Source organism: Dissulfuribacter thermophilus, from assembly GCF_001687335.1.
In the GTDB taxonomy this organism is placed as follows: Bacteria; Desulfobacterota; Dissulfuribacteria; order Dissulfuribacterales; family Dissulfuribacteraceae; genus Dissulfuribacter; species Dissulfuribacter thermophilus.
In genome coordinates, this window is the sequence record NZ_MAGO01000004.1 from 50,028 (window position 1) to 74,858 (window position 24,831).

Here is a 24,831-nt window from a genome sequence, read left to right on the forward strand (position 1 = left end):
AAAGTACAATCGTCAGTCAAATTTCTTTTCATTTGTGTTACTATGAAGGCACTTTGTCAACTCTTTTTTTTAGAAATACCTTAACCCAGCTAGAACGCTTCCATTCCTCCCAATCTCGCGGGGATAACGTATGTTTTAAGAACGTACACTGCTGTTCAAGTGCCCTTAATCTCTTATATACGCGCACATAAAAACATGGTTTTTCCCCAGGCCAAACCTCGCACCAACCATCTCTACTTCCACCACATGGACCGTTCAAAAGCCCTTTAGCACACTGTGACTGGGGACAAAGATACGCAAATTCAGTTAAAACGCAATTGCCGCACATCTGGCATTCATAGAGCGGGGCCTTGACAGCCTTTTCAAAGGATGTAAGCACTCCGTTTAATCCCCCCTTTTCAAGGAGCCTGATAAGAGTCTTTGTGGGACCAAAAAGGTACTTTCCCTCTTCAAAAAAAAGCTCATGCACAAAGCTGCTCGTGCGATAAGAGAGATATTCTCCGATCGGAAGCTTTGTCCTCTGAGTTTTTGTGCGTTCTCGCTTATTTAGCCCATTTTTTTCATCCTTTTCATACAGAAAAAATTCCCAAAGATGCGGAAACTCAAATTCACCAATGAAGTCCCACCACAAGTCCTTTATAGCCTCAGAGCGATTTATCATCCACGCAACATCTTCGTAAGCAAGGCCAGGCCCACTTATATGTACGCCATTATAGCCAAGTCCTCTGAGCACTGCTATGAGGCGAGCCCCAAATTCCAGCCGATCCCTTTTCCCTGGCCCTTTCCAGGACTCCATCCTCGACAACAGTTCATCTGGAAGTACACAGCCAGGTACCACCCCCTTATTTATTGCCCGGGCAAGCCTAGGACTTGGGAGAAATACTGTTCCGTAAACAGGGATATCGATACCAGCTTCTTCCATAAAGAATAAAAGTTCCTGAAATTTCCTCGCATCGAATCCCATCTGCGTGATTACATATTCAGCCCCACTTTCCACCTTCTTCTTGAGCTTGAGATACTGGCCTATGAGTTCACCCTCCAGACGTTTAAACGGACTTACCACACAGCCCGGCCTAAAGGGCATGGGAGAAAGGCGGGTTCCACCACCTGGGGCCCTGGGATCTATTAAAAACCCCTTTTTCATCTGGGAAATCATTTCGAGTACAACGACCGAGTCGATGTCAAATACGGGCTTTGGAATCCCCTTATATCCGTATCTAGGATAATCCCCTGTCAGCACCAAAAGATTCCTCAACCCGTGGCGGTCCAGTTCAAAGAGCTGACTTTCTATCAAATTCCTGTTTTTATCCTTACAGGAGAAATGGATTATTGGAGTGATCCCCAGGGTCTGGATTTCTCGACCAAGTGCGGTTGGAGAAAGTGCCGGATGCCCTCCTGCATTGTCAGTTATTGAGAGTGCGCTAAGTATCCCGTCGTCTACAGCCTTTTGGGCAAAAGAAATTATGTCATCAAGGGCCTTGCCCCTGGAGGCCCTGGCTGGAACAAGCTCAAAGGTATATTTAAAGTCATGGTCCTTTTTCACTGACTCCTCAGCTTCCTTTTATCTCCTATTCTTATGGTAACCCTTTTCATATCGAAATATTCCAAAAGAGGGATCAAATACTTCCTAGACAGCCCGCCAGTGAGATCCCTAAATTCTGGGACTCCGATCTCTCCATGCTTTTTAAGATAGTCAACCAGCTTTCTCTCAAGATCCTCTAATGCTTCTCTGTGGAATATGAGGTCATCTTTTAGCCTTACTAAGGCCCCTTCCCTAATGAGCAAGTCAAGTAAAGAGGCCTTTTGTTTTTCATCACCGTCGAACTTTGATGATGCCTCTTTCCAATTCACAGTCTTTAGGCCCTTCTTCTTAAAGAATGAAAGGATCTTTTCCCTTAATTCTTCCTCAGTTTCACCAAGTAGTACTGAATGCTGTTTGAGCCTCACTATGTCTCGGTCCACTATAACATCATTGTTTGACGACAATTCCTGGAGGGCCTTGGCAAAAAGTCTCTGGTCCAATTCTCTCAGCCGGAGTTTTGAGCAAACCCTGGACCTCAACTCCTCTTTGGAGAGCCCTGGGCTGAGGGGATTTTCACTGTGATATGCCTCGAGGACGTCTACTAGCTCTTTTAGCACACGTACGTAGGCTTCTTGGTGGAGAATACGTCTTCCTTCACCTTCAATGGCAATTGCCAATTTCTTTCCAAAGACATCATTCAATGCCTTTTTTAGGCCCTTTCCATAGAGGCCTGTCCGGATCTGGAGTTCAGTTTCCTGAAGTCCTCTAAGGCCTGCCTGCTTAAGGTGATAGGATATGAGTTCAATGGGGCTACCATCTCGTAGCACCTGCATCTCTTCCCAGAGGTCCTGCCTCGTCCTCCGCCTTCGTCGTGGAAGCGGATTCAGGACCTTGCCGCCACCAATGGTCCTTATTGGTGAATAGCTCCTGATTACAAACCTGTCTCCTGGAAGCACACACACTGGCTCCTCAAGCTTTATCTGGGCAAAGGTCGTAGTCCCAGGTTCGATCTCATCACCTTGAATGAGAATCCTTCCAATGGCCTCTTTAGTACCACAGTGAAAACGCACAGGTGCCCTGTATCTCAGGGGTTTTTCAGCACTTTCAAGGTAGATGAGATCTAAGTCAAGAAGGAAACTCGGTGCAAGACTCCCCCTTGTAGCTACGACGTCTCCACGGTCGACATCTGCCTTTTCAACTCCCTGGAGATTGAGGGCCGTTCTAAATCCAGGCACGGCCTCTGTCTGCTCTTCTCCGTGCATCTGTATCCCACGGATCTTACACTCGATCCCCTTTGGATAGATGGTTGCCTCGTCTCCAACACTAATCCTTCCAGAAATGCTCGTGCCAGTGACCACTGTGCCGAAGCCCTTTTTGACAAATACCCTATCCACAGGAAGCCTATAAGGGCCAACAGGCGGCCGTGGCTCAACCTCTTTGAGGATCTCTTGAAGGGTCTTTAAAAACTCTTCTATCCCCTCGCCTGTTGTGGACGAAACTGACACTATGGGGGCCCCGTCCAAAAAGGTCCCAGTCAAAAACTGGGCAACGTCTTCCTTTACGAGTTCCAGCCATTCCTCATCCACAAGATCCCGCTTTGTGAGTACTACGAGTCCCTTTTTCACTCCAAGGAGCTGACAGATTTCAAGATGTTCCTTGGTCTGGGGCATCACCCCCTCATCTGCTGCTATGACCATGGCCACCACATCCACTCCAGCAGCCCCTGCCACCATGTTCTTCACAAACCTCTCGTGTCCCGGCACATCCACTATGCCCACATGGATCCCGCCCGGTAGCTCAAGACTTGCAAAGCCAAGCTCTATGGTTATTCCCCTCTCCTTCTCTTCTTTTAGCCTATCTGTGTCTATACCAGTGAGGGCCTTTACAAGAGTGGTCTTGCCGTGATCAATATGTCCAGCAGTACCAAGGATTATGTGGGGTCTCATATCAACTCACCTTTGCTCCTGGTTCAACATCTCCTTCAACTGTTATCAGGCGAAGCCCGTGGCTCCCTTTTGCCACGAGCATCATTCCCTGGGACTTTACTCCCCTTAGCTTAACAGGCTTTAAATTGGCACAAATCAAGACCTTTTTTCCAAGTAGATCTTCCTTTGAAAAGTGTTCCTTGATGCCTGCTACAATAATCCTCTCTTCTGGTGCAAGGACTGTGAGTTTGTAAAGCCTGTCTGCCTTTGGGATATCCTCAACAGCCTTGATCTCCGCCACTCTCAAATCTACCTTCTGAAAGTCCCCAATCTCAATGAGACCAACTTCATCTGCCTTAGGAGTCTTTTCAGTCTTGTCTTCCACCTTCTTTTCTTCCTCCCCTTTGTTCATGGCAAGATTCAGGGCCTTTTCAACCTCATCCTTATTCAATCTTGGGAAAAGCCCTGGAATCTTTTGAATCTTTGTACCCTCTTTCAAGAGCCCAAACGTCTTTGCCCTGTCGAAAGACAGCTCATCTTCAGGGCTACATCCAAGGGCCATTAGGAGCCTCTTTGAGGTATCAGGCATTGCCGGATATACGAGTATGGAGCTTATTCTAAGTGTCTCTAAAAGTGTATAGAGCACTGAATAGAGCGTAGGACGTTTTTCAGGGTCCTTTTGCAGGGCCCATGGCTCTCGCTTTACAATGACCTTGTTCGCAAGATTGAGTGCTTCCCACAATACGCCATATGCCCTATGGGTTTCAAAGGCGTTCATGTGTTCATCCCATTTGGCACTTGCCTCCAGGATCTTTGCCTTTAGCTCAGCCTCCGGGCCCTCTATCTCATTACAGGCTGGGACCACGCCATCGAGATATTTTTCCACCATGGTGAGCACTCTACTCGCGAGGTTGCCAAGGTCATTGGCAAGATCCGCATTTATGCGGGTAAAAAAGGCGTCTACGCTAAAGCTTGCATCGAGCCCAAAAGACATCTCCCTTAACATGCAGTAACGTACGGGATCTTTTCCAAAGACAGAGACCAGGGTCTCGGGGTTCACCACGTTTCCCAGACTCTTAGACATCTTGGTCTCTTTTATCTTCCAATAACCATGGACATGAAGCCCTTTGTATGGCGTAAGGCCCAAGGCGCGAAGCATGGTTGGCCAGTAAATGGCATGTGGTTTCAAGATGTCCTTTGCAATTACGTGGTGACAGTTTGGCCAGAAACGCTTAAAGTTCTCACCATCGGGATATCCTAGACCTGTAAGGTAATTGATGAGTGCATCGAACCAAACATATGTCACAAACCCATCATCAAAGGGAAGCTCTATTCCCCACGTAAGCCTCTCCTTTGGCCTCGATATACAAAGGTCTTCAAGGGGTTCCCTCAAAAAAGAGAGGACCTCGTTTCTATAACGCTCAGGGGTTATGAAATCTGGATTCTTTTTGATGTGATCGATGAGCCAGTCCTGATACTTACTCATCTTAAAGAAATAGTTCTTTTCTTTCAGATACACCGGCTCAATTCCATGATCAGGACACTTTCCATCCACGAGCTCTCTTTCCATATAGAAGCGTTCGCAACCATAACAATATAGTCCTTCGTATTCTTTAAACTCTATGTCTCCGTTTTTATAGACAATATCTAGCACACGTCTTACGGTTTCCACATGGTCTGGATCAGTAGTACGAATGAACCTGTCTGGCTCACATCCAAGGATGGGTAGAAGGGCCCTAAAGTTTGCACTGATCTTGTCTGCATACTCCTTTGGAGACTTCAGCCCAGCATTGGCCGCTGCCTTGACAATTTTATCTCCGTGTTCGTCCGTCCCAGTCAAAAAGAAGGTTTCATCTCCTTTAAGACTGCGATAACGCCTAATACAATCTGCAACTACTGTGGTATACCCATGCCCCAAATGGGGTTCTGCATTCACATAGTATATCGGTGTAGTAATGTAGTATCTGGACTGTTCCTTCATTTTAACCCTCTTTATTTCCCCTTTTTCCCTGTTTCTTCTTTTTTGATCTTTTTTTACTGCCACCTTTGTCTTTCTTAGAAGAACTCCTTGCCCTGTGTTTCCTAGAACCCCTTTTAGCCTGTCCGTGACCGGCATTTTTCGAACCGCTATCTCTCTTGGATCCTCTGGAGTCCTTGACTTCCTGCTCCTCTTTCATAGGAGTCATTGGGGTTTGTTCTTCCTCTTCAGGTGGCAAATCTTCATGAGACGCTACGAGGACAAGCTCTGTCTCCACCTCTCCATCCTCTCCTACAGGCAGTTCCGCTTCTTCTCCATCTGGCAGAAGAACTGTCACAGTACCCTTTAGCACATTTTGCCTGATGACCTTGGCCTCGCCTGTCTTCAATTCAATAGACTTTCCAAGAGATGGAAGTTCTGCCTGCAGATCCTTGTAGGTCTCATACTCAAAGGTGAGGCAGCATAGAAGCCTTCCGCAGATGCCCGATATCTTGTTGGGATTCAGGGGAAGGTTCTGAGCCTTGGCCATCTTTATGGATACTGGGGCAAATTCCTTGATAAAGGTTGCGCAGCAGACCTCTCTACCGCAACAACCGATTCCGCCCACCATCTTGGCCTCGTGCCTCACGCCTATTTGACGCATCTCAACCCGAGTCTTCAGACCCCTTACAAGGTCCTTGACGAGTTCTCTAAAGTCCACACGATTTTCTGCGAAGTAATAAAAAGTGATCTTCTTTCCGTCGAATTGGCGCTCTACCCTGACGAGCTTCATGGCAAGCCCATAGTGGCGCGCCCTTTCATCGCAGAACTTCCAGGCCTGTTTCTCTCTTTCAAGATTGTCAAAATAGCTTTCTATTTCCTCTGTGCTAGCCAATCTCTCAATTGGAGGAGGAAAATTTTGAGGGGGTAGATCTACCTCGATGGGTCTCTCAATCACTTGTCCGACCTCGAGCCCGTGCTCTTGAGGTACTACCACCCATTCGCCTTCATCAAGATCGAGGTCTTTTACAAGAAAATGTTCAGGTGGCCTATAAGGCCTTATGCTAACTCGTACGATCTTTGCCATGTTCACCAAACCAAAACAGTATTGCAAAATTGCCAGCGTATTCGAGATTTATACCACGTCTTGCCATGTTTTCTAGTTCTGAAAGCTGAAATGAATATTGACAGAGGTCTGACTCATGAAACTTTCCTGACAATTCAATGAGAAAATCCTTGTATTCATTATTGATTAAAAGATTATCCAGCTCAGCATCGTTTCCCACTGTCTTAATCAGGAGCAAATCCCTTGCGAGGACCTTTAAACACAACAAGAGTTCAAAAAAATCCTGGCGTTCCTGTGCGGAATCCTTGGATAATTGAAAGGCATTGGAAATAGCCGCTGCTTCTTTTCCCCTCTCATAATAGAGGGAAAGAATTTCAAAAATCCTATTCCTTTTTTCTATTATCTTACTGGATTCATTGTCCTCGATTCCATTTACTGTCACTTCATTGACGTACAACTCGAATCGGCTCAACTCCGTAGGGGCCTCAACAGCATAGGGGGAAATACGCTCAACGCCTACACTCAAGCGCTGGCATCTAGAGACAATCGTTGGCAATAGCTGATCTATGGAGCCCACTGTGAGGAAAAAAATATTATTTGAAGGGGGTTCCTCCAGGGTCTTTAATAGGGTATTTGCTGCGTCTGAGTTCATTTTCTGGGCCTCTTGGATAATTATGCACCGCACTTGCCCCTCAAGAGGTGGGTATTTAAGTCCGGAGACTAGGTCTTTAATCTGATCGATCCTTATGAGATCCTTCACAGGTTCAATTAAAATAAGATCGGGATGGACCCTAGCAAGCACCTTTTTACAAGAAATACACTCTCCACACGGAGCAGATGTATCTGTGTGCCTTGCCATACACAATAAGAGCATGGAGAGCCTTTCGGCCTCTTGAATCCTTTGTGCAGGGCTACTGCCTTCAAGTATATAGGCATGTGAGGTCCTCTCGGATTCGAGTATTCTGGAAAATACCTCCACCAGGTCCTTCATTTTTCCCAAAGACCCTTCTGTCCTATATCCTGTGCCTTGAAATCGTGCTCTCTTACGTCAGATTGCCCTCTAAAAAGTCCATCTAGCAGATCTTCCCTAATACCTGGGAGGAAAAAGGAGCGCTCAAGTAGACTCTGATATTTTGTCCAGTTATAATCATCAGTTGGATTTTCTTCTTTTAACCCTTGAAGGAAGTTCAGCTTGGCATCAAGATCATCAATCAAGTGCAATACCAAGGCCTCTTCAGTCATAGGTAGCACCGGACTGCCAAACTCCTTGTGACCATGGTGACTGAGGATCATATGTAAAAGGAGTTTTGCCTTTTGTCCTTCTTTGTCCATACAGGTCAATGCCAAAAATCTCTCTATGATGTTCGTGCCAATTACCAGGTGTCCTAAAAGTCTGCCCTTGTCCGTATAATCTATTGGAGGGGCGTCGTAAGAAAATTCCTCTATCTTTCCAATGTCATGGAGCAGTGCTCCACAAAGGAGTAGATCTGAATCCAACCAGGGATAATACCTGGCGATCATCTTTGCCAGTTTTGCTACGGACAGAGTATGCTCCAAAAGGCCACCAATATAGGCATGATGCATCCTTTTTGCCGCAGGAGCGCGCTTGAATTCATCCTGAATTGTCTTGTCTGCAAATATGGCCTTGAGCAGGTTATTTAGTTCTCTGTCCTTTATTGATTTGAGGATGCGTCTAAACTCATCCCACATGGCATCTATGGAAAATTTTGTATGAGGTAGGAAGTCTTTGATATCAATGAGACTTTTGTCCAGGCTCTTTACCGACAATACACGAAGTTGAATCTGGGCTTTAAAGGCCTGAGAAACCCCCTTAATAAAAATATAATCTCCTGTATCAAATGAATTAAAGGCAGCCACTGCCCCATCCCAAATCCTGGCTGCAATCCGCCCAGTCTTGTCTGAAAGGCTCATTGCCACATAGGGATCACCATTTTTGGTCTCGAGGAGGGATTTTTCTTCTACAAGGAAGACCCCTTGGACCTCCTGGTTTGCATCCTTTATATCAGAAACATAACTACCCTTTTTTATTTGAGAATTCATATTTCTTCAGTCCTAGTGTCTTTTGTAGACGAAATACAGTCTATAGCCCTCTAAACCTTCAATCTTAAGCCTTTAAACGTATCCCTTGTGGTCAATCACCAACTTCAAATCCATGACACACAGGCCACCGTCTTCCACAGCAAAGGGCCTTACTGGTTATCCTTGGGCCCATGGGGGCCTGGCGCCTTTTGTATTCACTTTTAATTATCATTCTAACTATCCGTTCTACCACTTCTCTGGTGAACCCCATATTCACAATCTCTTCAACTGTCATACCATCCTCGATGTAGGCCTTGAGGACCTTGTCTAGCAAACTATAGGGAGGAAGGTCATCTTCATCTCTCTGTCCAGGTCGAAGTTCGGCTGTAGGCGGCTTTTCAATGACCCTTTTGGGAATGATCTCCTTTTCCCTATTTATAAATTCTGCAATTTCATAGACCAGGCTCTTTGGGCAGTCTGAGATAAGGGAAAAACCTCCACTCAGGTCCCCATAAAGGGTACAGTAGCCAACTGCAAGCTCGGACTTATTGCCTGTACTCAATACCAAGTGACCGAACTTGTTCGATATTGCCATGAGGATATTTCCCCTGATCCTGGCCTGTAAATTCTCCTCTGTGACATTCCATGGGGCATCCTTAAAGATGGGACCGAGACTCCCTATATAGGCATCAAACATCTCTTTAATGGGCACGATGTGGGTCTTTATGCCCAAATTTTTTGCAAGCGCTAGGGCATCTTCAATACTTTCTTGCGACGTAAACTCCGAAGGCATGAGTACGCCCAGGACCCTATCAGGACCTAGGGCTGATTGGGCAATCGATGCAGTGAGGCTAGAGTCAATACCTCCGCTAAGCCCTACTACGACCTCTTTAAAACCACATCTATCCATATAGTCTACCAAGGCCATTTTGAGGGCGTAAAAGGCCTGTTCTGGATGGCTAGTGGAAATTGCATGGACTGGCCCCACCTTGGCATCTAGGTCTACTATGGCTAGACCTTCTTCAAAGGCTGGCAATTGGCTGAAAACATGACCATTTTCATCCATTACAAAACTTGCCCCATCAAATACCAGACAATCCTGTCCCCCCACTGAATTACAGTAAACTAAAGGCGTATTTGACTTGGTGACAATAGAGTTTGCGATACGGATACGTTGCTCAAATTTCCCTAGGTGAAACGGTGATGCACTGACGTTTATCAATACATCTATTCCCTGCTCCACCAGGTCACTAACTGGATCCTCACTGTATCTACACTCTGGGCAAAGTTCCTGATTAGTCCAAATGTCCTCACACACTGTAAGGCCAAATCGAAGCCCATTAAACTCTACTGGGCTAGAACATGATCCTGGTTCAAAGTAGCGGGTCTCGTCAAATATATCATAGGCTGGAAGGAGACGCTTGTGCGTAGTGTGTAAGACCTTTCCATTGGCAAGCAGGCTAACTGAGCTAAAGAGGGGCTTTCCTGTACTTGAAATATTTTCAGAAAAATGGCCAAGTATCAAACCGACTTCATTTACATTATTCACCAATCGCTCAAATACTCTTTCTTGTGCCTCTATGAATTCCCGCCTTTCAAGGAGATCCTGTGGCGGATAGCCACTAAGTGCAAGTTCAGGAAAGACGATTAGATCAACTCCCTTTTTTTGAGCATATCGATATTGGGAAAGGATCTTTTCAAGATTCTTCTCAAAGGCTCCAATCCTATAATTTATCTGAGAAACTGCGATCTTCACTGGATCATATCCTCATTTCTTCTTTTTTATTTATTATTTGCTCTTTTTTCTATCTCCTAAACCCTGCGTGGCAAAAGGGAGTAACAGGTAGAAGGCAGAAGGTAGAAGGAAGAAGCAAGCCCTGCCTGTACAAAAGCCCGATGCGCTCCCTTCTAGCTTCAACTCAAAACTTCCAAAGCTCTTTTCCTTCAACTCAACACTCAACACTTAAAACTCAACACTTCTGAAATGCTCAAAACTCAAAACTCAAAACTTTTAAAGTCCTTTTCCTTCAACTCAACACTCAAAACTCAAAACTCAAAACTTTTAAAAGACTTCTCCCTTCTACCTAGTACCGCACATCCCTTTTTTCATCCACGAGGGTGACGAACCAGGTCGTCATGAAAGTTTAAGTATATATAAAACTTAAAATTATACATTATGAAAAGCCAGTGTAAATCTAAACAAAAGATCGAATACGTCCGCGCAAAAGTAGAGTCGTCATCCTAGGTTAGGGAGCTCACAGAGTCACAGAAGATGTAGGACAAAAGGGACGCATAGGCACTAAGCTGCTCACCCTCCTGGAAACGAACAAGATTTGTAAAACTCGTAGCCCCTTTGGGGCTCCAAAGGTGTTTTTTAACTGAGAGATCCCAAACCTATTTATCTATCGGATGGTGTGTATGCCTTGGGCTCATAAGATGGATTTAGGTGAAAGATTCCTGGAAGATTTCTATATTGTTCATTGTAGTCTAGACCGTATCCGACCAGAAAGCCCCTTGGGACATCAAATCCCACATAGTCAACGTCAACCTCCACCTTCCGCCTCTCCCTTTTATCTATGAGGCAGCATACCTTTACTGACAAAGGCCCCTTGAGTGCGAGGACGTCCTTTAAATATTTTAAGGTGTATCCTGTATCCACGATATCCTCTACCACAAGGACGTGTTTGCCTCCGATATCAAGCTCTATGTCCTTAGAAAAGGTAATCCTGCCCGATGAATCCGTACCGCTCCCATAGCTCGAAAGCCTCACGAAATCGATCTTTACAGGCATATTTAGGGCTCTGGCAAGATCAGCCAGGAAAATAAAGGCCCCTTTCAAAATGCCTATCAAAATGAGTTCTTGCCCACTGTAATCACGATTTATTTGATCGGCTAACGCCTTAATTTTATTGTCAATCTCATCCTTCGAGATTATCTCTATGAGTTCATCTCGCGTCTCAGACATGACTAATCTCCAATTTTGTGATATTTAAGCCTGTACTCCTTGACATGAAGTACTTTGATATTAATTTCATTTGTTATAAAGCTAAACACTTTATTTGACAAGGAGGAAGTAATATGCCCATATATGAATTTGTGTGTAATAATTGTAAAAAAACCTTTGAAAAATTTGTAATGTCTCACAGAGACATAAGAGAAATCAGTTGTCCAAAATGTGGCTCTAACGAGGTCCAAAAGCTCCTCTCCAACTTCAGCTGCGGCTGTGGATCCAGTTCTTTTGGAACCCTCGGAGCAGGATGTGGTAATACCTCATCCACACGTTTTGGGTGAGCATAGTCCAATAAGCCCGGGCGTTGCCCGGGCCTATCTTTCAAAACAACGGGAGATACATAAATGCTTCAAATAGAAGATCTTTGGGTAGAGGTTCAGGGCAAAGAGGTACTAAAAGGCATCAATTTGCACATAGGCAAGGGAGAAACCCATTGTCTTTTTGGCAAAAATGGTTCAGGGAAAACCACCCTCCTAATGACCATCATGGGTTTTTCTGGTTACAAGGTACGCCACGGGAAAATCATATTTAAGGGGGTAGACATCACCCATCTTCCCATAAATGAAAGGGCAAAATTGGGAATTGGAATCTCATTTCAGCGCCCCCCCACATTAAGGGGCGTAAAACTCAAAGACCTCCTTCAAATCTGCGGTGATGACAAGGGCCTTGGAAGAAGGCTAGCTGTTTCATACGGATTTGATCACTTCCTCGACAGAGATGTCAATCTTGGCTTTTCAGGTGGAGAGATAAAAAAATCAGAACTCCTGCAACTCCTTACCCAAAACCCTGACCTCACACTGTTGGATGAACCAGAGTCTGGGGTGGATATGGAAAATCTAGACGTAATTGGAAATATGATTGGAAAACTCCTCCAAAAAGACATTCACAAGGGGAGAGAAAAATCTGGGCTCATCATCACCCACACTGGATTCATCTTGAACTATGTTACCGCAGATAAAGGGCATGTAATGTTGAATGGCCAAATATATTGCCAGGGAAACCCAGTAGAGATATTCCAGGGAATTCAAAAATACGGATATCAAGAGTGCATTAAGTGCATGCAATGTAATGTATAAAGGAGGAACCATGGCCTCGAACGATAAGGAGCTTTTGGAAAAATTCATACCTGCCTCCGAGGTTGAAGGTATTAAAAGTGTTGAAGAACTCGAGGAAGAAGAGATAAAAAAACTCAAAGAAACTGGCTTTCAGCCCGACGAATCTGGGCGCATAGGGAGTTTCATACAGACAAACTGTAGCGTTGCCCACTGTGATTGTTCCGTGCCTGGAGTGGAGCTTTTACCAGTTACAGACGCATTAAAAAAGTATGATTGGCTCGAAGACTATTGGTGGAAGCTTGTATCCAAAGACAAGGACATTTTTACAGAAGAGACAGATCAGCACCTAGATAACGGCTATTTCATTAGGGCAAAGGCCGGAGAAAAGGTTGTATATCCGCTACAAACCTGCCTTTACATCCGTAGCGATAATGTTGCCCAAAGGGTGCACAACATCATAATCGCAGAAGAAGGCTCAGAACTCCACGTAATCACTGGCTGTGCCACACACCCTCACCTCACTTCAGGTCTTCATATAGGAATAAGTGAGTTTTTCGTCAAAAAAGGGGCCAAGCTCATATTTACCATGATCCATAACTGGGGTGAAAATGTATATGTAAGGCCGAGAACTGGCGTGGAGGTGGAAGAAGGCGGCCTATTTATGTCTAACTACATATCGCTCAAGGGAGTCAAATCTATCCAGACATACCCAGTTGCCACTTTGAAGGGGAAAGGCGCAGTTGCAAGATTTAATTCTGTGGTTGTCGCCCCCCAAGACTCCCTACTGGACATAGGCTCCAAGGTAATACTCGAGGCCCCAGAGACCAAGGCAGAGATCATATCCCGCACAGTGTCTAATGGAGGCACTGTTATCGCCAGAGGCCATCTCGTTGGAAAGGCCAAAGGTGCAAAGGCCCACTTGGAATGTCAGGGCATGATACTCGCAGACAATGGAATTATTCACGCAATCCCAGAGCTCGAGGCCCATTTGGATGACGTAGACATGAGCCACGAGGCAGCAGTTGGAAAGATAGCGCAGGAAGAGATAGAATACCTGATGGCAAGGGGATTGTCTGAAGAAGAGGCAGTTGCCACTATTGTCAGGGGCTTTCTCGATGTCAAGATCGAGGGCTTACCACCAGAGCTGGAAGAGGAACTCCAGCGTGCTGTTTCAGAGTGCCAGCATGGAATGTAGACCAGATTGTACCCTCTACATCCTGCATGACAAATTCGAAAAACACAAAATACTTGCTGTATCTTGGCAATACAGTTAAAAAGACGATCTTGCTTCTCTTTTAATAAGGTAGAAGGTAGAAGGCACGGCTTGCTTCTTCCTTCTACCTTCTGCCTTCTACCTGTTAAATCAGGCGTATTATCCCAACGGGTATTTTCCCGTAAATCAGGCAGCTTTAAGACTTGCCGAAGATGTAATATAAAAAAAAGGCTTATCAAACCCATGATCTGATCTCTAATCTTCCCCATTTAACCAAAAGGCCGCTTATTAGAGCGGCCTTTTGGTCTGTAACTACCATATCTTGATTTAGGGGAGCAAAATATTAGTCAAAGGCCTTCTCAACCTTCCATTCTTTCCAAACATTTCCAACAAGGTCTTTACCTGGCTTAAGTGTCGGCTTTCCAGGTTTCCATCCTGAAGGTGTTGCTTCAGTACCCTTTGATTCGCGTACAAGCTGAAACGCCTTTATCTGCCTTAAGGTTTCTTCAATATTGCGCCCTACAGGAGGAGACAGCACCTCATAGCCCTGAACAACCCCGTCTGGGTCTATAATGAAACGGCCTCGTACATCTACCCCTGCCTCGCTGTCATAAACACCATAAATAGTTCCTACCCTGCCACCCCCATCTGATAGCATGGGGAAAGGAATCCCGCCTTCTACCATTTTTGAAAGTTCATTGTCATTCCACATCTTGTGCACAAACATACTGTCAACGCTCATTGCCAGGACTTCCACACCCAACTCTTTCAACTCGTCATATTTTGCAGCAACTGCTGCCAATTCAGTGGCTCACACAAAGGTAAAATCACCTGGATAGAAACAGAGAAGCACCCATTTGCCCAGATAATCCGACAGCTTTACATTGACAAAATCCCCCTTGTAAAAAGCAGGGGCTGAAAACTCCGGTGCCTTCTTACCTACTGCTATCATTGTTCTCTCCTCCTCTTCAAAAATTGTTTCTGGTTGGTTTGGTTCTGTCTTCTCTTCACCAACAGGGGCGCCTGTTGGCCTTGCACATGCAATTTTGAGTTCTTCTGCCATGATTTACCTCTCGTACGCGTTTTTTGGCCTTTGACTTTTATGAATGGAGAAAAGTCTATTTTTTAAGCTAATCATGCCATAGGACTCGTCAAGGCTGGCTCACTCGTTATCAGGAGTCCGTCGAGATCCTGTAGCTGTAAAAATTTTGAGCAACAAGCTTTTTTCTCTGACAAGGTCCTGATTCATTGTAAGACAGACCAAAACAGGCAGAGAATAGTTAGGAAATGGCCTTGGATTTTTCAGTAAAAAGGACCAACACTGGTACGATAACGACTGTTGCAATAACGGCCGTAATGAGGCCCCCGATCACAGTAATGGCAAATGGTTGAAATATCCTTGATCCAACGGTTGTACCTATAGCTGTAGGTATCAATGCCGCTATTGTTGTGAAGGTGGTGAGTAGAATTGGTCTCAATCGAACCGAGACCGCCGACATCAATGCCTCTGCAATGCCCATTCCTGACAATACCTTTTTATTACAGTAATCAATCAGCACAATGGCATTGTTCACGGAAATACCGGCCAACGTCACTGCCCCCATACCCACTGATACGTCCAGACTGTGCCCTGTAATAAAAAGGGCGAGGACTGCTCCCACGAGGGCAATGGGTATTGTGACCAGGATGATGAGGGGCTGGCTCCAGGATCCAAACTGCATGACCATGATAAAGTATATGAGGACAACTGCGCAGAGGATGGCAAGGAGCATCTCAAACGCAGTCTTGATAACGACATTGTATTGGCCGCTGATCTCTATGCTGTATCCTTGGGGTAGGGAAACAGACCGCAGCCTGTCCTTCAACCGTGACACCACTGCCTGGATATTGCCATCTAACTCTGCAATAATCGTAACTTCACGCTGCCCATTGATATGGGTAATTGCAGATGGGGCATTGCGAATGCGTATGTCAGCGATTTGTTCTAGTGGGACCATACTCCCGTTCGGAGTGCCAATTGGCATCTTTCGAAGGGCCTCGAGGTCTGAGGCGTACTCAGGGTCCGTTTTGACAATGACTGCTACTTCCTGCCTGTTACGGAAGATCTTAGTGGCCTCAACGCCATTTCGAGCGGCCTGAAGGGCATAGAGGACCTCAGACGGTTCCAGACCGTAGAGGGCCAGTCGATCATGGCGTAACCGGACATCGATTTCAGAGGCCTTTACCTTTGTATTGTTTATCACATTTGAAATGGCAGGATCACTGGAGAGGATGTTTTCTACTTGTCCAGCCAGAAAAGCTAGTTTTTCAGTGTCAACACCGTAAATGGTTATTCCGAAGAGTGCTGGAAGCCCTGAGAAACTCTCGTCTATCTTCTCCTGAGTGGGCTGGTGATAGAGAAAGACGCATCCCTCAATCTTTGAATACGCCCTCTTTAGAGACTCAATAATCTGTGCTGCACTGCGACTGCGCTCTGTTTTCGGCCTTAACTTGATGAGTAATTCCCCCTTGTTTACGCCCTCTATTTGATAGCCGTTTTCTGGCGAGCCATTCCTTCGATAAACGCATGATACCCCTGGGTCTTGAAGGGCTATTCTATCCAATATCTCCCCAATACGATCGCTTTCAGCAAGGGAAGTGCCAGGGGGCATGATGTACTCGATGAGAATAGCGCCCTCGTCCATAGGCGGAAGGACTGCCGCCTTTCCCATAAAGGCCAAAAGCCCTGCCCCACCTAGTGAGATCAGAGCGACAATAATGACTGCTGCTCTGTGCCTAAAAGAGAACTTCAAGATTGTTTGCAACCTTCCATGGACAAACCAGAGCAAGCGTTGTCCCAAGAAGCCTTCCTGCTGAGTCAAGGCCTTCGTGCTCCTACTGAATAGAAGGGGCACCAGGGTTAAAGAAAGGAGGAGCGACACCACTAGGGCAGAGCTTATTGTCAGACCAAAGGGTCTTAGAAAAAGCGATGCTATTCCAGTCACCACAATGAGGGGGATAAAGGCCGCCACAGTGGTAAAGGTGCCTGAGGCATCAGGGCCAGCGATTTCCGCAGCCCCCTCTATGGCCGCTTCCTTAGGATCGCTTGTTGTCTTGCCATGACGAAATATGTTCTCTGCCACAACAATGGCGTCGTCCACTATCATACCTATTGCAAGTGCCATTGCCGTCATGGTAATCACATTGAACCCCAGGCCCAAAGAGCGCATCACCGCAATGGTGGCCAGGAGCGTAAGCGGGATTGTGATGCCAACTATGAGGGTGGGCCGAAGGTCTCCCAGGAAAAAATATAGCACCAATACAGCCAGGAGCGCGCCAACAAAAAGGTCCTGGACTATCTCGCTACGAGACTCGAGGATGATCTCAGACTGGTCATAGAACTTCTTTACAGTAGTCCCCTCTGGCAAAAGGTCCTTTAGCCCCAAAAGCACCTTGTCAACGTCCCTAACAACATCGATGGTACTGACCCCAGGCTGTTTATGGACTATGAGGGCAACTGCGGGTACGCCATCCCCCCTAACCACATAATGCCTTGGTACCCTGCCCTCCTGCACCTCTGCCACCATACCAAGAAGGACTGGGGCCTCACGGTTTCTTGTCACAGGGATGGACCGGAGGTCTTCAAGGGTTTTCAATCTGGCATCACCGCGAATCAAATATTCTTTGCCAGACCGCTCTATGAAACCTGCCACTGCCGTAAGGTTGTGTCTCTTTAAGGCAGTTATGACCTCTGTGATGGAGATGTGAAACCAGGCCAGGGCCTCAGGCCTCAAAGTCACTATAAAAGCCTGTCTGTCGCCCCCTATGACATCGACCGAAGATACTCCTTCGACGCTCATCAGTCTGCCTGCAATGGCATGCGAGACTGTATTTCGCAGGGTGACTGGGTCTCCACCTCCGTAAAAGACGTATCCAGAGACCTCCTGCAGAGTTGTGTCTATATTTTCGAGCCTTGGTCTCACACCTTGAGGCAGGATGTTTCTCACTCTGGCCAGTCTTGCCTGCACCAGTTGTCTGGCATCCCTCACAGTGGTCCCCCAACTGAACTCCGCCGTAACCAGTGAAAGCCCCTGGACAGACATAGAGGCCACGCGCTTTATGCCTGGGATGGTGCGCATCTCATCCTCCACAGGCCTGGATACGAGCATCTCCATGTCTTCAGGAGCAGCTCCAGGATAGTGCGTTATGATGTTGACTACTGGGACCTCGAGGTCAGGGAAGAGGTCTACAGGCATGTGCAAAAAGGAATATGCACCACTGAACACAATAAAAACCACTAGAAGTACTGTGGCAGTGGGGTAGCTTGTAATAAACTTCAAAAAGGCGCGCATCAGTCTGCCACCTTATAGGCCTTGGAGAAATCGCGGTAGAAAAGCTCATATGCACCGCGAACCACCACTTGGTCTTCAATGGAAATACCTGAGACTATCTCGATCCAGCCCCCCTGTTCGAGTCCGATCTCCACCGCCTTTTTCTGGTATCCCTTCACGTTTTTTACAAATACATAGGCCTTGTCCTGTTCATCATGCACTACAGCATCCTCTGGGACCGAAAGCACCCCCTTTCGGGTTTTGAGTACGATCCAGCCGGAAACACCCTCTCCAGGCCTGAGAAGATCATCGATCTCATCTCCTTCAATCCAAACAACAGTGGCCCCCCCTGGAGAGCGTTCAGGCATCACCCTCTGGACAGTCCCTGATGTCTCAACGCCAGAGGCCCCGTAAACCTCCACTCGCTTTCCCACTAACGAGACCCCAGGAGGCGGAAAGAGACGTGCAGTAATACGAAGCCCAGTAGATATGACATCTGCTAGGTGCACTCCCCTGTCCACTTCTTGACCCACATGGACCCTTCGGTTTGTAAATATTCCATCCATAGGGGAACGGACAAATAGGGCGTGTTTAAGCGCAGCCAATCTCTGTTTAGAGGCGGAAAGTTCACATTTGAGCTGATCCAGATGTTCCTGAGCCGTCAGGAGGTCTTCGCGCTTCACCATCTTTTCCGCCACTGCCCTCAGCCTTGTCTTCACTATGGTCTCTGCCCTTGATACCTGGCTTTCCAGGGCCAAGACGCGTTGACTGAGCAGTGCCTCCTCATGGGCGACCCTTGGCCCTCCCAATGTAAACAGTACGTCGCCTTTGCGTACATGGGCCCCGTCTTGGGCCTCGATAGAAGTGATCCTTCCATCCACAAGTGGATTAATCCTTACTATGCTCTTTGTTTCTACCTGGCCAAACCAGCGCAGGCGCTGGACAAAGTCTCGCCTCACTGGGTGTTGGGCCTCAATGGTGATGAGGCGTGGGAGGGTTGAGATGGGAACAATGTTCTGTCTGCTTTTAAAGGCATTGAGCCACAGAGCACCACCCAGGACTGCAACTATGGCAATCAATGTCAGCGTGCCTGTTGCATATGATTTCATGGCGCCTCCCCCCACATCCTTTATTCACCAGAGGTCACAGCATCCCTTTTCCCCATAAGGACGTACATGAGCACAGGGAGGACAACGAGCACCAGTGGAAACTGGATGAAGAGTCCGGAAATAATACTGATTGCAAGAGGCCTGAGCATGGCCGCACCCTGACCAATGCCCAGAGCCAGGGGCATAAGGGCCAGGATCGCTGCTACTGTGGTCATGCCTATGGGACGCATACGATTCCTTCCAGCCAGTATCATGGCCTCCTTCATGGATATTCCTTTGGGGGATGACGAATATTCTGAGAGGAAAAATATGGCGGTCTCTGTCACTATCCCTATGATCATGGTCATCCCCATCATGGAGGATATGTTGATCTCAGTACCAGTGAGCCAGAGCCCAACGAATACGGCAGAAAGGGAAAACAGCGTATTTATTATGACGCAAAAGGCTATGCGAAAACTCTCATACAAGAACAGTAGCACTAGAAAAACCAGGACCACTGCTGCCAAAAATACCGCAACAAGCCCTTTGAATGCGATCTGCTGCTGTCTATAGAGCCCGCCTAGTTCGTAGTAGACACCCTTGGGGAGCAGGCCTGGCCGCTCTAGCACCTTCTTTACGTCATGTATGACAGATCCCATGTCCCTGCCACTAATGCGGCCAGTGACCGCCACCATCAACTTTAGATCATCCCTTGTGATCTGTGGCTGACCAGTCAACACCTCCACCCTGGCAATGCGCTTAAGCGGAAAGATATGTCCATCAGCAGCCCTCAGACGAAGCGCCTCAATGTCTTTTTCTGTGGTTCGAAACTCTTCAGGTATCCAGACCCTCACCCCCACCATCTTTGGGGTCTGCTGGATGTGTGTGGTGACAACCCCATGGAGATAATGGGACAGCATGGCAGTGACAGCCTCTGGGCGGATGCCTTCGAGGGAGGCCTTGTCCCTGTCTACGTGGACCACGATGGCATCGCCAGCAAGCACGATCCCATCCTTTACATCCACCACACCTGGGATTCTCCTGATGGCATCTGCCACATTCGGCGCAAGCCTTCTGAGTAATCCCTCATCATCGGAAAAGAGCTTGATCTCTATGGGCTGAGGCACGGCTGTGAGGTCTCCTATGAGGTCCTCCATAAGCTGTGCCATTTCCACCTCTATGCCAGGCACCAGCCTTTCAATCCTCGTCCTCACCTCATCCATGACCGTTTCTATGGAACGCCTTGGTGGTGGATTAAGACGCACGAAAAAATCTCCCTCATTGGCCTCGGTAATAGAGCCTCCGAGGGAAAGACCTGTCCGTCTGGAATAGGTCTGAACCTCAGGGGTCTGCCTGAGTATATCCTCTACCTGACGGAGCAGCCTATCAGTCTCAGTAAGGGAGGTACCAGCAGAAGTGCGGTAGTCTAGGATAAAACCTCCCTCATCCATTTTCGGCATGAATCCAGAGCCCAGGTGCCGGTATGCAAGCCACCCAACTCCTACAAGCGCCAATATCACCGGAAGCACCAACAGTGGACGATCCAAAACAAATTTCATAAGTCGCTGATACCATGACAAAACCCCATGCATCCCCATGCCAGATTCTTCTGCCCGGCCCTTTTGGGACTTAAGCAGATACCCTGCTAAAAGTGGTACTCCAAGCCATGCCACAAGGTATGAAACAATGAGACTAGAGGCCATGGTAAGAGAAAGTGCCTTGAAAAAGGCCCCAGTTACCCCAGTAAGAAAGGCAAGAGGCAGGAAGATGATGGTAGTAGTCGTTGATGAACCTGCAAGGGGCTTGGTCATCTCCCTTACCGACAAGGCAATATTGTTTTTGGGCTCGCCTCTCCCTACCAACCTCCTTACGATGTGCTCTTCCATGACGATCATATCGTCGATTATCAACCCAACCGCCGCAGCCAGCCCCCCAAGGGTCATGATGTTGAAGCTCATGTGAAACACCTTTAGAAGGAAGATAGTGGCAGCAAGCACACTGGGCACCATAATTGCCGCGATCAGTGTCATTTTTACGTTTCGTAGGAACAACCACAGAATCAGCACAGCAAAGATCAATCCAATGAGGACAGCGTCCCTCACGCTTGCCGCAGAGGCGAGGATGAGTTCACTCTGATCATACCAGTTGGCAATCTTTAGGCCTGCAGGGAGATGGCTGCGAAACTCCTTGAGTTTTTTCTTGCAGTCCAAGGCGATCTGAACGGTGTTTCCGCCTGGCTGCTGAAATACCTGTACAATGACCGCGTCGTGGCCATCGGCTGTTACCCGTATCCACTGAGGGCGAGTTGCCTTAGACACGGTTGCAATGTCTTCAAGGCACACAGGCCATCCTCTCCAGACCTTACAATGGTCTCCTCTATGTCCTTCAGTCCCCTGAGACGGGTATCGGAGATGCCTAGATAGAGCTTGTAGTGATCCTCCATGCGCCCAACAGCCTGGATGACGTTTGAGGCAGAAAGGGCCCTGGCCACATCATCAATAGTAAGTCCTAGGGCATCGATCCGGTCAGGGTCAACCATCACCTGGTATTCGGCCTCTGCGCCGCCCTGGACCCCTATCTTGGCTACTCCCCTTACAGTGGAAAGCAGAGGCCTAAGCTGATAAAGGGCTATGTCACGCAGTTCCACCAACGAGAGCTTGTCTGAGGTGAGGCTGTAGGCGAGGACAGGAAACACAGTGGGGTCCATTCGCCTTACTGTAAACGAGGTGCCAGGGGGAAGAGAGGATCGGACCTGGTTTATATAGGATTCGACCTGAAGCATGGCCGATACCATGTCTTCGCCCCAATCGAAATTTACAGATATGTCTGCACTACCGCGACTGGTGGTGGAGCGTACGCTTCGAACCCCTGGCACTGCCCTTATGGCTTCCTCCACTGGCTGGGTAACCTCGATTACCATCTGATCTGCCGGACGGTCTCCTGCCTCAAGGCTGATCACCACCCGTGGGAAGTCCACGTGGGGGAAGAGGGCCACAGGCATTTGAAAAGAAACGACTATACCTCCAACAGAAAGTACTGTGATGAGAAACAGGATAAAGCGATGGTGCCTCTGCATCCAATGGGTAAAACTCATCTGTTGTCCCCTATCCTCACTGCCATACCGTCAGTCAATTCATAATTGCCAACTGTCACCACTTGATCTCCCACAGAGATACCATCCCCCCAGATCTCTACCTCATTGCCATTTTCTGTCCCCACATGAACAGTATTCAGCCTCGCCTTGCCATCCTTTACGAGGAAGATGATGTACTTGTCTCCAGACGGAAGCACTGCAGAGCGGGGGACGATCAGTGCCTGGCGGGATTCAACCACGATCTTGGCCTTGACATACTCGTTTAGCATCAAAGCTGATTTCGAGTCCATGGTGACAAAGACATCCACTAGTCTAGTTGCGGGATTGATGCTCTGGGATACTGCACGGACCCTACCTGTCACTGAGGGAACCCTGGGCCTATTCACAGGGATTACCACTACCCGAAGCCCTTTTTTTACGAGACTCACATCCTCTGGCTCCACCCCTAGACGGACCTCCACCTCGTTATCCGCCACGATCTCCATGACAGGATCACCAGCAGCCACTAAGGCCCCCTTGGTTTTAAAAAGCCTTGAGACTATCCCATTGGATTTGGAAAAAATTACTATGTCTCCGGCCATATCCATGTTTTTAAGCATCTGTATCTCTGCCTTTGCCTCCTCAAATGCCTGCTGCGCCAGTAAGAGCTCTTCTCCTGTAGCAAGCTTGAGGGCAAATCTCTCCTCCACAGTCTTGAGCCGCTTTTGTGCTGCCTCATATCGAATCATGGCCTTTTCCAAGGTCAATTTTGCGTCTGGGCTAGGGCAGAGTTCGAGGAGCCTGTCACCCCTACGAACTGACTGTCCTTCAGTCACATAGACAGACTTTACATGTACAGCAAAAGGAATTGCCAGGACCTTGGTCTTTCCTGGAGCTGGAATCACTGATCCATAGGCCCAAATGGTCTGTTCAATGGTCCCTTTTCGAATAGGTGCAACCTGGACCAGGGCGCTCTTTTCATTGACCTTGTCACTTTCTGAGGCTAGGGCCAAAGCTTCCCCATCTTTTCCCTGATTGCCCTTTAAAAGGACTATGATTCCAATGGCTAATACCAGTACTACTGCAATAGATGTCTTTACTATGGACCTATGAATTGACTTCATGTTCATCTCCATTCCACTTACCGTCTCTTGTTTCTGGATGGGGCTTTTCATGCCCTACTGGGAATATCCGTCCAGAAGCAGTCTCTAGGGCCACGCCCAGGTCTGTCATCGTGGAATAAAGGTCTAGAAGCCTGAGCCGCTTGTCTATGAGATCCTTTTTTGCATGATAAAGGCTGACTACGTCTAGATTCCCCTGTTCAATTGCCTGTTCAAAGGCATCAACCAGTTTCTGCTGGGCCTCTACTGCCTGTTCCACAGCAGCCATTTCAGCTCTCACGCCCTCCAGTTCCTTTGTCAGAGAAAAGATCTCTGCACGCGCCCCAAAAAGACGGGCAGCATATTCGTCATAGAGTTGCTTCCTTGTAGCCCGTCTAATGGCGATAGTCCCCTGATTGCGGTCAAACAAGGGGATGCTGAACGAAACTGCTCCACCTGTAGTGATGACGTCTCCTGTATCCCTGGCTCGGATGAGGCCTATCCCTATCTTTGGAAACTGTTCAAGGATTGCAGACCTGAGCCTCTCTTCTTGACTCTCATAGCCCTTGCGCAGTGCCATGAGGTCAAGACGTCGATCTTCAAGGCTAGAAGTCAGGTCCGTGAGAGGGATCTTTTCAGGGGGCCAGGCTGTAAGATCAATGCCCCTTTGAAGGGTAACGTGTCTGTCTGGTGGAAGACCAAGGGATCGATTGAGGGCGCATCGCTCCTTTTCCATCTGTCGCCTCAGTGCTGAACGGCTCTGGCGCACATCCTGGAGTGTGGCCTGGGCAGCAGCAATGTCGAGCCCTGTCTTGACCCCCAGGCTCACACCCTTTTTGAGGGCCTCAAGGTTCGAGCTGAGCAGTTCCTCCTCTTCATCAAGGAGCGAGAGCTTTTTTTCGAGCCATGCAAGCCTAAACCAGTGAATTCTAGCTGCCTCAGCAGCCTGCCACTCCTTCCAGGCAATGGAAAGCTCTATGGACTCTGCCTGCCTTTTGGCAGCCCTGATATTGGAACCTCTTAGGATAAGGGCTGTTATTATGTCCCAATCGAGCTGAAGCCCGTAGGCATTTATGGTCCCCTGGGTAGCACCCCCTGTGGGAATCTCCAGAGTCGCGGACAACTGCGGATTGGGCAGGATCCCTGCCTGTAGGATCTGGGCCCTTGCTATGTCTCTACGGTCTCTTATGGCCCTCAATTCCGGGTTGGCTATGACAGCAAGGATAGCGGCCTCATCTGGCGAAAGCCCGTCCCGGTCATCAAATTCCAAGGGTTTCAAGATAGGATGCTGGATCTCATGTGCCTGGACCTTTATATATTTCGTATCTGGAGGCAAAAGACTTTTGTTGACCTCCTTGGAGGTCAGAGGAATGGGGTGATAAACACTACATCCACTCAAAAAGATGGCGATTAAGACGACCATGATACGAGGCATCAGAATCTTCTCCTAATTTGACAATAGTTCAGTCCAG

At 47.6% G+C, this 24,831-nt stretch carries 16 protein-coding genes and 1 pseudogene; 3 read left to right on the forward strand and 14 right to left on the reverse strand.

The window, feature by feature from the left end; translation table 11 throughout:
• Positions 1 to 40: 40 nt before the first annotated feature.
• The 8 genes from DBT_RS04300 to hpt form a co-directional block, all read right to left on the reverse strand.
• Complete coding sequence (locus tag DBT_RS04300; RefSeq protein WP_067616829.1) at positions 41 to 1,543, reverse strand: methylenetetrahydrofolate reductase C-terminal domain-containing protein; 1,503 nt, start codon at positions 1,541 to 1,543, stop codon at positions 41 to 43.
• Complete coding sequence (gene selB / locus DBT_RS04305; protein ID WP_067616831.1) at positions 1,540 to 3,468, reverse strand: selenocysteine-specific translation elongation factor; 1,929 nt, start codon at positions 3,466 to 3,468, stop codon at positions 1,540 to 1,542. The genes DBT_RS04300 and selB overlap by 4 nt, the downstream gene beginning before the upstream one ends.
• 1 nt (position 3,469) lies before the next feature.
• Entirely contained in the window at positions 3,470 to 5,428 is a 1,959-nt protein-coding gene (gene metG, locus DBT_RS04310; protein ID WP_067617190.1) for a methionine--tRNA ligase, read from the reverse strand.
• Between the two features lies 1 nt (position 5,429).
• Entirely contained in the window at positions 5,430 to 6,491 is a 1,062-nt protein-coding gene (locus DBT_RS04315; RefSeq protein WP_067616832.1) for a PSP1 domain-containing protein, read from the reverse strand.
• The gene (locus tag DBT_RS04320; protein WP_067616837.1) at positions 6,469 to 7,461 is read right to left on the reverse strand and encodes a DNA polymerase III subunit; all 993 of its coding nucleotides are present in this window, start codon (positions 7,459 to 7,461) and stop codon (positions 6,469 to 6,471) included. The genes DBT_RS04315 and DBT_RS04320 overlap by 23 nt, the downstream gene beginning before the upstream one ends.
• Positions 7,458 to 8,531 (reverse strand): 3'-5' exoribonuclease YhaM family protein, encoded by a 1,074-nt coding sequence (locus DBT_RS04325; RefSeq protein ID WP_067616842.1) that lies wholly within the window; start codon positions 8,529 to 8,531, stop codon positions 7,458 to 7,460. The genes DBT_RS04320 and DBT_RS04325 overlap by 4 nt, the downstream gene beginning before the upstream one ends.
• 91 nt (positions 8,532 to 8,622) lie before the next feature.
• Positions 8,623 to 10,266, reverse strand: a complete 1,644-nt coding sequence (locus DBT_RS04330; protein WP_067616846.1) for an NAD+ synthase — start codon at positions 10,264 to 10,266, stop codon at positions 8,623 to 8,625.
• A gap of 642 nt (positions 10,267 to 10,908) precedes the next feature.
• A complete protein-coding gene (gene hpt / locus DBT_RS04335) occupies positions 10,909 to 11,475 on the reverse strand; it encodes a hypoxanthine phosphoribosyltransferase (RefSeq protein ID WP_067616848.1) in 567 nt (188 codons plus the stop codon).
• A gap of 113 nt (positions 11,476 to 11,588) precedes the next feature.
• Here hpt and DBT_RS04340 point away from each other — a divergent pair, with 113 nt between their 5' ends.
• The 3 genes from DBT_RS04340 to DBT_RS04350 all read left to right on the forward strand — a co-directional run bounded on the left by DBT_RS04340 (position 11,589) and on the right by DBT_RS04350 (position 13,770).
• Positions 11,589 to 11,801 carry an FmdB family zinc ribbon protein gene (locus DBT_RS04340; protein ID WP_067616850.1) on the forward strand — a complete coding sequence of 71 codons (213 nt, stop codon included), beginning with the start codon at positions 11,589 to 11,591 and terminating at the stop codon, positions 11,799 to 11,801.
• A 63-nt stretch (positions 11,802 to 11,864) separates the two neighbouring features.
• A complete protein-coding gene (locus tag DBT_RS04345) occupies positions 11,865 to 12,596 on the forward strand; it encodes an ABC transporter ATP-binding protein (RefSeq protein ID WP_067616854.1) in 732 nt (243 codons plus the stop codon).
• 10 nt (positions 12,597 to 12,606) lie between these two features.
• Positions 12,607 to 13,770: a SufB/SufD family protein gene (locus DBT_RS04350; RefSeq protein WP_067616857.1), complete on the forward strand. Its 1,164-nt coding sequence runs from the start codon at positions 12,607 to 12,609 to the stop codon at positions 13,768 to 13,770.
• A gap of 361 nt (positions 13,771 to 14,131) precedes the next feature.
• Here the strand turns inward: DBT_RS04350 and prxU are convergent, their stop codons facing one another.
• The 6 genes and pseudogenes from prxU to DBT_RS04385 all read right to left on the reverse strand — a co-directional run bounded on the left by prxU (position 14,132) and on the right by DBT_RS04385 (position 24,794).
• The gene (prxU, locus tag DBT_RS11735) at positions 14,132 to 14,851 is read right to left on the reverse strand and encodes a thioredoxin-dependent peroxiredoxin (protein ID WP_083186620.1); all 720 of its coding nucleotides are present in this window, start codon (positions 14,849 to 14,851) and stop codon (positions 14,132 to 14,134) included.
• A gap of 217 nt (positions 14,852 to 15,068) precedes the next feature.
• On the reverse strand, positions 15,069 to 18,119 hold the full coding sequence (locus DBT_RS04365; RefSeq protein WP_067616862.1) for an efflux RND transporter permease subunit: 3,051 nt from the start codon (positions 18,117 to 18,119) through the stop codon (positions 15,069 to 15,071).
• Entirely contained in the window at positions 18,119 to 19,207 is a 1,089-nt protein-coding gene (locus DBT_RS04370; RefSeq protein ID WP_067616863.1) for an efflux RND transporter periplasmic adaptor subunit, read from the reverse strand. Before DBT_RS04370 ends, DBT_RS04365 begins: the two co-directional genes overlap by 1 nt.
• 20 nt (positions 19,208 to 19,227) lie before the next feature.
• Positions 19,228 to 22,280 (reverse strand): annotated as a pseudogene (locus tag DBT_RS04375) (efflux RND transporter permease subunit).
• Positions 22,277 to 23,383, reverse strand: coding sequence for an efflux RND transporter periplasmic adaptor subunit (locus DBT_RS04380; protein WP_067616865.1), 1,107 nt, complete (start codon positions 23,381 to 23,383; stop codon positions 22,277 to 22,279). The pseudogene DBT_RS04375 and the gene DBT_RS04380 overlap by 4 nt, the downstream one beginning before the upstream one ends.
• Positions 23,367 to 24,794, reverse strand: a complete 1,428-nt coding sequence (locus DBT_RS04385; RefSeq protein ID WP_067616866.1) for a TolC family protein — start codon at positions 24,792 to 24,794, stop codon at positions 23,367 to 23,369. The genes DBT_RS04380 and DBT_RS04385 overlap by 17 nt, the downstream gene beginning before the upstream one ends.
• Between the last annotated feature and the right edge of the window lie 37 nt (positions 24,795 to 24,831).